The organism is Dethiothermospora halolimnae, assembly GCF_037577855.1.
Classification (GTDB): Bacteria; Bacillota; Clostridia; order Tissierellales; family VENL01; genus Dethiothermospora; species Dethiothermospora halolimnae.
Genome location: NZ_JBAKFX010000010.1, coordinates 37,063 through 50,017, shown reverse-complemented (window position 1 = coordinate 50,017; position 12,955 = coordinate 37,063). Strand labels below are relative to the sequence as shown.

The following is a 12,955-nucleotide window of genomic DNA, read 5'->3' as shown; positions in this document are numbered from 1 at the left end:
CTCCGCTTAAAATTCAACTACCTCTGTTATCTTTTCCTTTATTCTTTCCGGTGTAATAATAAAATGATGTTCTCCCTTTGGAAGGGGTACCGTAACATCAAATCCTGTAAGTCGAGTTGGAGGAGCTTCTAAGTATAAAAATGCTCCTTCATTTACAACGGATATTAGCTCTGCTCCTGGTCCAAAGGACTTAAAGGCTTCATGTACTACTAAAAATCTTCCTGTTTTTTGAACCGATTCTATTATAGTCTCTTTATCTAGAGGAGAAATGGTTCTTAAGTCTATTAACTCAACACTAACTCCCTTATCTTCTAAATCTTTGATTGCTTTTTGAGTTTCCCTAACTAGAGCTCCCCAAGTAACTACCGTTATATCTTCTCCTTCTTTTACAATCCTTGCCTTGCCTATTGGCAATGTATAGTCTTCCTCTGGTACTTCCTGTTTAAATGCTCTATATATTCTTTTTGGTTCTAAGAATATAACCGGGTCTGGATCCCTTATTGCAGCCAGTAATAATCCTTTAGTGTCATAGGGGGTAGATGGTATTACCACCTTTAACCCTGGGGTTTGAGCAAACATATCTTCTATACTTTCTGAATGATGTTCTAAAGCTCTTACTCCTCCGCCATAGGGCATCCTTATTACCATTGGTAAATTATATTTACCTCTGGTTCTATTTCTAAATCTAGCAACATGGCCTAGTATTTGATTTAATGCAGGTAATACAAACCCTTGAAACTGCATTTCGACAACTGGCTTCATTCCGTTTATTGCCATCCCTACTGCTGAACCTACTATACCAGCTTCAGCCAAGGGAGTATCAAAGCAACGTTTATCACCATACTTTTTTTGTAAACCCATTGTGGCTCTAAAAACTCCACCTTCAAAACCTACATCTTCACCATATACTACTACACTTTCATCCCTCTCCATCTCTATATCAAGGGCATGGGTTATAGCTTGAATATTATTTAAAACTGGCATTTATTTCACTCCCCTTTCTACAAAGGTCTTATGATCTTCATACTGTTCTATTAAATTAGGTGTCATTTCTTCATATTGATATTTAAATATATCTTCTAGATCTATTTCACCGGAATTTTCTACTTTTTTAAATGTATTATTAACATATTCTTCATACTCTTCATATTGCTCCTTGTCTTTCTCTTCACTCCATATTCCTTTATTTATAAGATACTTTTTAAACCTTACCAATGGATCTTTAGCCTTCCATTCTTCCACTTCTTTATCTTCCCTATATATAGTTGGGTCATCCGATGTGGTATGGGGTCCTAATCTGTAGGTTACTGCTTCAATTAATGTAGGTCCTTCTCCCCTTCTTGCCCTATCTATAGCTTCCTTTGATGCGGCATATACCGCTAATATGTCATTACCATCAACTTGAATTCCAGGTATTTCATATGCAACTGCTTTTTGAGCTAATGTTTTTGCCTTAGTCTGAGACTTCCTTGGAACTGATATTGCAAATTGGTTGTTGGATATAACAAATACCGTTGGAGTATTAAATACCGCAGCAAAATTTAAAGCCTCTGAAAACTCCCCTTGGGATGTTCCACCGTCCCCAACATATGCCACTGTTACTTCGTCTTCCCCTTTAATATTTGTTGCCATTCCTATGCCAACGGCATGATTTAGTTGGGAAGCTATGGGAACCGATACTGGAAGCATTTTTACATCTTCAGGATAATTACTTCCTTCTTCATTTCCATACCAATATAAAAATACTTGTTCTAGAGGTACTCCTTTATATAACCATGCTCCCATTTCCCTAAAGGCAGGTACTAACCAATCTTTCTTTTCCGACGGTGCTATGGAGCCCACTTGGGTAGCTTCCTGACCTTGATTAGGTGCATAGGTTAACATTCTACCCTGCCTTTGGTATTTAAGTGCCCTTATATCGGTTACTCTTGTAAGTAGCATAGTCTTATATAATTCAATTAATTTGTCATCTGTTATTTCTGGTACTAAATTTTCATCTATAATGTCACCATTTTCATCTAAAATCTTTAACATTTCTTCTTTTAGTGGATCAAATTTGTCTATAAGCATTTTGTAACCTCCTTCATTGAGAATACTTATCAATTACTATTTATCTTTTATATACCCAGTATTTTTTTTACATAACAAAATTTAATAAGAAAGTGCATTTTTAAATACTAAAACTTTAGCAAGAAACCCTATGATAAAATAATCACAGGGTTTTATTCCCACTTAGGAACATTAAATTTACTATTTTTTAATCTTTCTCCTTCATCCTCCGATACTATATAAGCAGATATCCCTTGTTTATCATAATCCTTTACCATTTTTATTGCCTCTTCCCTAGACATTGGGTTGGTTATTTTTTCATCGGTTCTAACAACATATTTTTCTGTCATTATTAGTCCTCCCTAACAAATATTATATTATCCATACTTAATCAATCAAAAATAGTATTCCTCAAAAAAAAATATATAATCAAATTTCAAATATAAGTTTTTTTTGATAAAATAACTATATAGATGGAAGGGAGGTAATTTTTATGAAAAAAATTTTTAGGTCTAGTAGAGATAAAATGATTGGTGGAGTATGTGGTGGTATTTCTGAATACTTCAATATTGACTCAACTTTTGTCAGAATATTTTGGGCACTATTAACTTTAGGTAATTTCTTTTTAGGTGTTGTAGGATATATAATATGTTTAATATTTATCCCTGAAAAACATAATATCCATGACGATTTTAGCTATGATACCAGCTCTAATAATTATGATAATCAAAACACTCTATTATTGGGTGGTGTACTTATTGTTATAGGGTTACTTATAATAATCAAAAGATTCGTTTTTTGGTTTTCTTTCTTTGATATTTGGCCAGTTCTTTTGATTGTTGGAGGATTTTATATTATTTTGAAAAAAAGATAAGGAAGGTACTTCTTATTTTTTTAAATTGACAATTGACAATGGCCATTTGACAATTAAGGTACAAATCAGCTGAAGCTGATTTGTAATATAATATTTTACGAGCAAAGCGAGTAAAATTACCTTCATTGTCAACTATCAAATGTCAATTGTCAATTTAAATAATCAGTTGAAAATTCATTCCCTAAAATAATAATATAGATAAACAGTTAAAAATTATGAATTATAGTAACTACCTGGGGTTATACTACATAATAGCAATTTTAAGGGGTGATCTTTTTGAGAATACCTAAACATGTGGGAATAATCCCTGATGGCAATAGACGTTGGGCTTTAAATAATGGACTTTCCAAGGAAAAAGGCTATAATAAGGGACTGGACCCTGGTATTCAGTTATTTAGACTTTGTAAAGATACGGGAGTAAACGAAGTTACATACTATGGTTTCACCATGGATAATACTAAAAGACCAATTAACCAAATTAAGTCATTTACTAAGGCTTGTATAGATGCTGTGGAAATGATAAATAATGAAGATGCTTCTTTATTAGTAATTGGAGATACAAGTTCTCCTATGTTCCCAAAGGAACTTATACCCTATACTGAAAGAAGGACCATTGGAAATGGGGGAATAAGGGTAAACTTTTTAGTTAATTATGGATGGACATGGGATTTAGGTAGTTCCAGTGGCGCCACTTCCCAAAAGGATTTACATAAAGTATTAAAATCTAATGATGTGTCGATGGTAGATTTAATTATAAGATGGGGTGGTCGCAGAAGATTAAGTGGCTTTTTGCCAGTTCAATCTGTTTACTCTGACTTCTATGTAATAGAAGATTACTGGCCAGACTTTAAGGATGAACATTTTTATGAAGCCCTTAAGTGGTATGACAAGCAGGATATAACTTTGGGAGGGTAGACAAAAATGGCCGAAACACATGGCCATTTTTGAATTGTTAATTATAAATTGTTAATTGTTAATTAAAATTCAGGAGCACCTGCGGTGCTTAAACTTCTCTCTGAGTATATTTATTTCTTACACAATATCTTATTCCCTTGTTCCATATATCTCGATTAAACTCACTTGACTTCTGTTTAGAAATCTTATTGGTAATACGCTATTTCCTAATCCACTATCAATATATATATTACTACTCCCTACTTCAAATAACCCCTTATCATATTTAGGAAAAAAACCTTGTCCTGGAGCTACTATGGGGCCTATAAATGGAAATCTCACTTGACCACCATGGGTATGACCGCTGAGGATTAAATCTACGGGTATGTCTTTTTTCCCAAAAACTATATCAGGTGAATGGGACAATAATAAGGTAAAATAATTTTTATTTATGCCTTTTAATGCCATCTTTAAATTATCTCGATTTAAATAGGGATCATCTATACCACAAATATTTATTGTTCTATTATCTATGGTTATTTTTTTATTATCATTGATTAAAATATTAATATTGGTTTTTTTTAATCCCGTCATAAACTTCTCAGTGTTTCTGTTTGTCCATTCGTGGTTTCCTGGAATATAATATATATTTGGGTTTATATTCTTAAGATTATAAACAAACTCATAAACATTTTCAAAATCCTTAGTTTCTCTATCAATTAAGTCTCCAGTTATTACAATAATATCTGCATCTAGATTTTTTATAGTTGACATTAATTTACTATCTTTTTTTATTCTTTTATTATGAACATCTGATATTTGCAATATTTTCATCTTATCATCTGTTGCAAATTTATTGGATGTTACATTTGTTTTCTCAACTTTAGTATAATTAACTTGATAATAAATATATCCTAATATTAAAAGTATAACTCCTAATAAAAATAAAATTTTTCTTTTTATCACATCTTTTCTCCTTTACTTTTAATAAATATAATATTAATAAAACCAATCTAATACTCGAGCTAATAATGTTAATATTAAAATAAATATTATAGGTATTATTATTAATACTCTAAATACATTCCGTTGTTTCTCTCTCTTTACTTCTAAATCTTCATATTCTTCAGCATACCCTTCTACATTATTATCAATATCTAAATCCTCTAATCTAGTATCCCTAACATTTCCAACAATCTCTTTAGCCCTATCTAAATCCTTAGACAATACAAATAAATCTAGACCAAACTTTGAACTTCCCATATAAACCTTCATATAGTCCCCTATGGCTTTGTGCCTTTGGAAAAGTAATATTCCTTCTTCTTTTAATAAACTTTCTATAATATCTGCCTCCCTATGGTCCCTTACATTCATAAGAAGAGCTACCTTGTCATCTATTCTTTCTTTAATTTCATTATCTTCTTTAATTTCATCCACTAACTTCTCTCCGCAATCATTACATTTATCAAAGCCCTCTCTATACTCTGATTTACAATTGGGGCACCAAGGCATAGTTATCATCTCCTATAAATACATTTATTTACCTATATAATATCATATTTTAAAGAAATTTTGAATTTATATATAATCTCTAAGTTTATAATATTACCTTTACTGATTATATCCTAGAGTGATAATATTTAAATGACAGTTAATATACAGTCTCTCTAATTAAATTAATTATTTATCTAAAATAGGGTAAATATATAGTTGAAATCATAAATAAAAGGAGGAAATTAATGAGAAATTTAACACCTTCAAAAATTTACAAAAAAATATCATCAACACTGCTAGATAAGTCTTTTTTAAGCTGGATTTCTTTAAGTGAAGAGCTTATTGAAAGACATCTTGAAAACGTTTCATTCTTAACTAATTTAGAGTTAATAGTAACTAATCATGATTACAGCTGTAAATCGGTATTGACTTTATGTAAAAATCTATTATATGATGTTACAAAAAAAGAACCTCCCAAGGATTGGATATATTATACCTATCAATTTACACTAAATAAATCCTTCCCTGAAGCGGTAGAGATCAAATTAGATGAAGATTTAAATAAGGGGGCTATAATATATCTTCAAATTTTAACAATTATATTAGATTTCGAAAAGAAAGATATAAATAAATCTAAAACTTTAAAATATCCCTTAGTTTTATTAAAAGAAAAGGAATATAAGAAGTTTGAAGGTATGTATGAGTATAGAAAGTTCAAAAAAATATTTAATGAAAATTATGTTTATGAAATGATGAAACTACATAGAGAAGTTACTGGTCATAACTCTATTGACCACATAAGTGGTGTTCAGTATGTTGCCATGCATATAGCTAGACAACTTAATTATTTTGGTTTACCAATAGATTTAAGTAGAGTTTCTGGAGCTGCTGCAGGTCATGATATTGGTAAATACGGTTGTAAAGGAAAAGAGTTAAAAAGAGTCCCTTATCTTCACTATTATTATACTGATTTATGGTTTAAAAAATATAACATTCCCTATATAGGTCATATAGCTACCAACCATTCTACTTGGGACTTAGAACTTGAAAATTTATCAATCGAATCATTGGTTCTTATTTATTCAGATTTTAGGGTTAAAAATAGAAAAATTAATGGTAAAAAGGAAATGCATATATATTCCTTAGAAGAGTCTTTTAATATTATCCTAAATAAATTAGATAATGTGGATGATGCTAAGGAAAAAAGATATCGTAGAGTTTATGCAAAGCTAAGGGACTTTGAAAACTATATGTTAGATATTGGTGTAAGTGTTGATATTAACAAAAAAACCAATCCCATACAACAAAGAAAACATACTTCCCTTATGCAAAATGAAGAAATTATTGAAAACATTAAATATTTATCGGTTAATCATAATATAAACCTTATGCATAAATTAAGAACAGATTCATCATTGAGTTCCATTTTAGAGCTGGCAAGAAGTGAAAATGATTGGAAGAAATTAAGGGGATATCTAAATATCTTAGAGGAGTATTCAACCCATTTAACCCAAAGTCAAAAATTAATAACATTAAATTTTTTATATGATCTTTTAATGAATAAAGAAGACGATATAAGAAAACAAAGTGCAGAACTTATGGGTATACTTATCGCCACATTTGATGAAGAATATAGAAAAGAGGTTCCCCCAGATGTAACTTTAAAACCATCTGATACAACCAGTTATGACTTATTGGACAAATATATAAATCTTATGCTATATCCAGACCATAAAATAATAGAAGGTCATAGAAAATGGATTGGATATAGTTTAAGAATTTTAATACTGTCTTTATGTTCCCATTGTAATAAAGACCAACGGAAAAAGTATCGTGACATATTATTAAGATATTATGAAGACCCTGAGGATGAAGACGTTCAATTTTACTTATTACAAACTGCCAAATATATACCTTCTATTACTCTAATAGATAAATCTATAGAAAGTCTATATAATTTCTTTATCAAAATGATACAAAGTGAAAGTGTAAATATTAGACTTTCTGCTTTAGAAAGAACCCATAGTTTGCTATTTAGAATAAATAAAGAGTTTTCTTTCACTGATAAATTAAGAGAGATTTTTTCTAATAAAGTAACTAAGTCTCCTATCGCAGCGGAAAATTTTCTTAATTATAAAATAGCAAAGAAATTAAATCTAAATAAGGATATATTAAATAAGTACCTAAAATTCTTCAAAGATGATAATGATAAAACATCAGATATCTTCTTAAAAAATCTAAAGAGTGCCACCAACTGGGTCAGCAAAAAAATTCATATTGAATTATTACTTGATAAGATTATAAACAACCCAGACATAAATGGACTTCATACAGCCATGCATTTTTGTAATCTAATTAAAGTAAGTGCCATAGAAAATGTTAGAAATCATGCTGGAGATGCCCTTGTAAAAATGTTTCCTATTTTACCATTGGATCAACGAAATGATGTTACTATAGAGTTACTAAGGGCTCTAGAAATACAGGGGTATCACTTTACAAAATATATTCCCTATTATCTAGGTCAACTAATATTATACCTACAACCTAAAGAATTAGATGAACTATTAGATGATTTCACCGATAAGATTAAACATTCTAATAGACAAATTAATTTTTTAGTATTAAAAACCATAGGTATAGCAATACAATTTTATCCTAAATATAAAATATTATTTAAAGAGGAAGAAGACATATATGCTAAAAGACAAATAAAAATGTTGGGTATTTTATTAAACGGTTTAGTTAGTTATGATACTCAGGTTAGACAAAAAGCTTTTAGAATAATAGGTAAGGAAATCTTTGGTTCTAAAGAATTAACACTAAAACAAAAAAATGTAATATTTAAATTAGTTGCAAAAAAGATTCTTAATCTATTACCTGGGATTGAAGAAAATGAGTTGTTATTTTTAAATAATGCAGCATCATTAAATCATATATATAGATTTATATCAGATTATACTTTTTTTCAAGATAAAATCAAGTTGGATAAAAACAAAAAAATAGCATTTTTCCCTGGAACCTTTGACCCTTTTTCATTGGGTCATAAGCAAATAGCTAGGGCTATAAGGGACAAAGGCTTTGAAGTTTATTTAGCAGTCGATGAGTTTTCATGGTCTAAACGGACTCAGCCCCACATACTAAGAAGAAAGATAATAGAGATGTCCATCGCAGATGAATTAAATATCTATTTGTATCCCCAGGATATACCTATAAATATCGCTAATCCCGATGATTTAAAAAATCTTAAGGAAAGCTTTAATCATAAAGATATCCATATCGTGGTGGGCAGTGATGTTATATTAAATGCATCATGTTATAAAATTCCTAAGGAAGAGTATTCAATTCATAACTTTTCCCATATTATTTTTGAAAGAAAGAAAACCTATTCTTCCCCAGATGATAATGAAGAGCTTAATAAAGCCATAACAGAACTTAATAAAAATATTGTGAGGTTAACATTACCAACCCAGTATGAAGATATTAGTTCTACTCAGATTAGAAGTAATATAGATAAAAATAGGGACATTACTGAACTAATTGACCCTCTAGCCCAAAGTTATATTTATAAGTACGGAATATATAGAAGAGAGCCCCAATATAAGTCTATAATTCAAACTAAGTCAATAGATATAAAGATAATAGACGATATAGATGATAGTTTAATAAATCATCTATCGGAAAACTTTTTTGATAACCCCAATGAAGCCTTTGTTAAGTTAAAAAAGTTAAAATCTAAACTAAGTCCTAGGTTTTTAATTATAAGGGATATTAACAACCATGGAAAGATACTAGGTTTTTCAGCCTTCCATTGGGTAAGATCAAGTATGCTCTTTAAACAGTTTCATGATCATAATGTATCGGAATATGTTAGGGAAAAGGCCGTGGGAAGAATTATTGTTTTAGATGGTGTTTTTATTGATGATACATCAAATATAAATAATTTATATCAAATAGTATTAACTGAAACTTTATCCTTTTGTCTAGCCAGGGATTATAATTATGCTATTTATTATAATTCTTTAGATGAATATTCTAGACCTTCGTTACAAGAAACATTAAAACTACAGGGTTTTGAACAGCTACCCTACGGAAATAAAAATAATCCTGTTTTCGTAGTAAGTATGAGTAACCCATGTACTCTAAACCTTGACTTAGAATCAATAATAAAAGAACCCTTTAGAAATAATAAAAACGTAAGAAAATCCATTCTAAGGTCAAGGAAAAGATTACAAAGAGCCTTAACTAAATTATATCCTGGACAGCTTATACTGTCTTTTGACAGGGATGTACTTTATGAAAAGCTAGTGGAAAAAATATGTGAAACCAATGATGTTCCTATTATACAGTCTTCACCTAGAAAGTTAGGGCCATATATGTGTGTGCCCTTTGGTTCTATCTTAAATGGAAATATCGTTCCTAATACAGTCACTAAATCTATGCATACTGAAAAAAGATTTACACCAGATATTGAAAAATTTGATATAGGACCATTCCCTTACTATATGAGTCTTAAAAATCAAATTAGAATGATACATTCATTTAGTAGATCTGTTATATTAGTCGATGACTTATTAAATAAAGGTTATAGAGTTAAAGCTATCGACCCTTTAATAAAGGAAGAAAATATAGATGTTAAAAAGATTATAGTGGGTATATTAAGTGGTAGAGGTAAAGAGTTAATGGATATACAAGATAGGGATGTGGATAGTGCCTACTTTATACCTAATCTTAAAGTATGGTTTAATGAAAACTCCCTATATCCCTTTATTGGAGGAGATACGGTTTGGAGAGGCTTCTATCCTGAGAGAAACCTATTACCATCGGTTAACTTTGTTTTACCCTATGCCTCTCCAACATTTATTAAAGAGACTTCCAATGAAGCTATTTATCAGTTATCGGAAACCTGTATTAAAAATTCCATAGATATTTTAGGTACCATAGAAAAAGAGTATAGGGAAACCCATGAAAGAAACCTTACTTTAAAACATTTAGGTGAAGCTTTTATTTCTCCTAGATGTCCCGACCATGGCAAAAGTATAGATTATGATTTAAATTTAAAGGCATCTGAGTACTTGAAAAATGATTTGGAACATTTAAAACGCATCGAAAGTATTATTAAAAAATAAGAACAAAAACACCTTTGGTGCTTGTTCTGTGCAGAGGTTAAAATTCAATTGACAATGGACGATTGACAATTGACAGTTAAGGTATAAATCGGCTAAAGCCGATTTAAATATAATATTTTACGAACAAAGTGAGTAAAATCACCTTCGACTCTCAATTATCCACTGTCAATTGTCAACTACATTAAACAGGGGTGATAAAATGTTTTTTTATAAGCATAATAATAACTACCTTTTCTCTCTTGAAGAATATAATAATTTAAAAAATATAACTGAAGAGGAAGTTAAAAACCATAAAGGTATTATATATTTTTTAGGTAAACTTGATCCTTATAAGTCTCGTAGAAGCTTTAGTATTTCGGATCCTTCTCTACTTTTCTTAGAAAGGGAAGACATTAACTTATTAAGAAAAAATTCTATTAATGAAAATTTACCTAATTGGATTTTAAATAAGATAGACGATAGGGAAATTACATTTATAAATACCAATTACCCAAACTGGGAAAATGCCTTACCTTTTGATAAACCAAAGAAATGGAATATTAATTTAATAGGTATTGGAGATGTTGGCAGTACCCTTCTTATGGGTCTTAGACTAACAGGGTATGATTTAATAGATAAGATAGGTATATATTCAAGAAATGAAAACAAGATAAAAAGATGGGAGTATGAATTAAATCAAGTATTACCTCCTTTTACTGATAGAGAATATCCAGAGGTTATTGGTATATCTAAAGATAATTTATTCGACTGTGATATGTTTGTCTTCTGCGCTTCTAAAGGTGTTCCTAAAGTTGGTAGTAACGTTAAAGATGTAAGAATGATTCAATTTGAAAACAACTCTAATATAATAAGGGAATATGCTAAATTAGCAAGGGATAACAGCTTTAAAGGAATATTTGCAGTGGTATCTGACCCAGTGGATCTATTGTCTAAGGTAGCCTTGCTGGAGAGTAATAAGGATGAAAGTGGAACTTTAGACTTAAATGGATTAGCTCCAGAGCAAATTAGGGGTTATGGACTTGGGGTTATGAATGCTAGGGCCTCCTATTATGCTAAAAAAGACAATAAAACTTGTCACTATTTAAAGGAAGGAAGAGCTTTCGGTCCCCATGGAGAAGGACTAATAATAGCTGATAGTATAACAAATTATAATGAAGAGTTAAGTAGTTACCTTACTAAAAGCGCTAAAGAAGCTAATTTAGCCGTTAGAGATACTGGATATAAACCCTATATAGCTCCTGCTCTATCTTCCGGTGCCCTATCTATTATAGATACCATTAAAGGGAAGTGGAATTATAGCGCAACCTATATGGGAGGAATCTTTATGGGAGCCAAAAATAGACTTAATAACTCTGGTATTGAAATTGAAAGGTTAGCCCTTCCAGATGTATTATTTAATAAGATCGAAAACACATATAAAAGGTTAGGTGAAATAATATGAATGAATTATATGTCATTGTTCCAGAGGAACCATCATCTATCCTTTCTAATATGATAGATGCCGCTATAGAAGGTGAAAATCATATCATTATAAAGGATAATAATCTGCCAAATCTAAAACACAAAAGAATTATATTTGCCATAGAACTTAATGAAGCTGGCTTTTGTATTAATTTGTCAAGTATTTTAACAGAATTAAATAATAGGGGAGAAGATACATTAGAAGGCGCTATAGCAGGAGTCTTAATACATAGTCCAAATGACTTATATACTAAAACAGTTGCCCAAAATACAATACTCCATCTAAATAGTTTAGGATGTAGGTTCCCTGGCAGACCCCTTGTGGAAGCCACTGGTTCCTTAAGAAACTTTTTAACTTTACAAAAAGTAATAAAAAAACCCTTAGAGGATGTTGCCATAGAAGCTTCCAAAAGATTAGGAAATAAAATAAGAACCGATAGCCCTAAATTAATTAAGAATCCAAATATACTTGTTTTACATTCCAGTAATAGAAAAACATCAAATTCAATTATGCTTTGGGATATGGTTCATAAACATCTTTCAAACTTTAATATAAGGGAAATACATATAGAAAATGGTACAGTTAGGGACTGTAAAGGCTGCCCTTATACCACTTGTAAACACTATGGAGAGCAAACCAGTTGTTTCTATGGTGGTATTATGGTCGAAGAAGTATATCCTGCTGTTTTAGATGCAGATGCTGTTATCTGGATATGTCCAAACTATAATGATGCAATTTCTGCAAATCTTACTGCTGTAATTAATAGACTTACTGCATTATTTAGAAAAACTAAATTTTATGATAAATCATTATTTGGCATTATTGTATCAGGGAACTCCGGTAGCGACACAATAGCTAAACAACTTATTAGTGCTTTAAATATAAATAAGACCTTTAGATTACCACCTAAATTTTCTATAATGGCCACTGCAAATGACAAAGATGCCATTTTTGATGTTAATAATATTGAAAAAAAGGCAGAAGAATTTGCTGAAAATCTAAAAAATGAAATCAAAAAGTAAGAAAAGATAATTATTCTATCTAAATATACTTTGT

Annotated in this window: 10 protein-coding genes; 5 read left to right on the top strand and 5 right to left on the bottom strand. The window is 30.4% G+C overall.

The features are described 5' to 3' along the window. Positions 1-6: 6 nt before the first annotated feature. The 3 genes from V6137_RS06345 to V6137_RS06335 form a co-directional block, all read right to left on the bottom strand. On the bottom strand, positions 7-984 hold the full coding sequence (locus V6137_RS06345) for an alpha-ketoacid dehydrogenase subunit beta (RefSeq protein ID WP_425447057.1): 978 nt from the start codon (positions 982-984) through the stop codon (positions 7-9). Beyond that, positions 985-2,070, bottom strand: a complete 1,086-nt coding sequence (gene pdhA, locus V6137_RS06340; RefSeq protein ID WP_425447056.1) for a pyruvate dehydrogenase (acetyl-transferring) E1 component subunit alpha — start codon at positions 2,068-2,070, stop codon at positions 985-987. Between the two features lie 152 nt (positions 2,071-2,222). Beyond that, positions 2,223-2,399: a hypothetical protein gene (locus tag V6137_RS06335; protein ID WP_425447055.1), complete on the bottom strand. Its 177-nt coding sequence runs from the start codon at positions 2,397-2,399 to the stop codon at positions 2,223-2,225. A 143-nt stretch (positions 2,400-2,542) separates the two neighbouring features. On the opposite strand from V6137_RS06335, the gene V6137_RS06330 reads away from it, so the two are divergent. Together V6137_RS06330 and uppS are read left to right on the top strand one after the other, a co-directional pair. Continuing rightward, on the top strand, positions 2,543-2,923 hold the full coding sequence (locus tag V6137_RS06330) for a PspC domain-containing protein (RefSeq protein ID WP_425447054.1): 381 nt from the start codon (positions 2,543-2,545) through the stop codon (positions 2,921-2,923). A 276-nt stretch (positions 2,924-3,199) separates the two neighbouring features. After that, entirely contained in the window at positions 3,200-3,838 is a 639-nt protein-coding gene (gene uppS / locus V6137_RS06325) for a polyprenyl diphosphate synthase (protein WP_425447053.1), read from the top strand. 129 nt (positions 3,839-3,967) lie between these two features. Here the strand turns inward: uppS and V6137_RS06320 are convergent, their stop codons facing one another. Both V6137_RS06320 and V6137_RS06315 read right to left on the bottom strand, forming a co-directional pair. Next, positions 3,968-4,783: a metallophosphoesterase gene (locus V6137_RS06320; RefSeq protein ID WP_425447052.1), complete on the bottom strand. Its 816-nt coding sequence runs from the start codon at positions 4,781-4,783 to the stop codon at positions 3,968-3,970. 33 nt (positions 4,784-4,816) lie between these two features. Further along, positions 4,817-5,329, bottom strand: coding sequence for a putative signal transducing protein (locus V6137_RS06315; RefSeq protein ID WP_425447051.1), 513 nt, complete (start codon positions 5,327-5,329; stop codon positions 4,817-4,819). 227 nt (positions 5,330-5,556) lie between these two features. Here V6137_RS06315 and V6137_RS06310 point away from each other — a divergent pair, with 227 nt between their 5' ends. From V6137_RS06310 to V6137_RS06300, 3 genes are all read left to right on the top strand, one after another. After that, positions 5,557-10,437: a nicotinate-nicotinamide nucleotide adenylyltransferase gene (locus V6137_RS06310; protein WP_425447050.1), complete on the top strand. Its 4,881-nt coding sequence runs from the start codon at positions 5,557-5,559 to the stop codon at positions 10,435-10,437. Positions 10,438-10,636: 199 nt separating this feature from the next. Then, positions 10,637-11,878, top strand: coding sequence for a lactate/malate family dehydrogenase (locus tag V6137_RS06305; protein WP_425447049.1), 1,242 nt, complete (start codon positions 10,637-10,639; stop codon positions 11,876-11,878). After that, on the top strand, positions 11,875-12,921 hold the full coding sequence (locus V6137_RS06300) for a flavodoxin family protein (RefSeq protein ID WP_425447048.1): 1,047 nt from the start codon (positions 11,875-11,877) through the stop codon (positions 12,919-12,921). The genes V6137_RS06305 and V6137_RS06300 overlap by 4 nt, the downstream gene beginning before the upstream one ends. Positions 12,922-12,955: the final 34 nt, after the last annotated feature.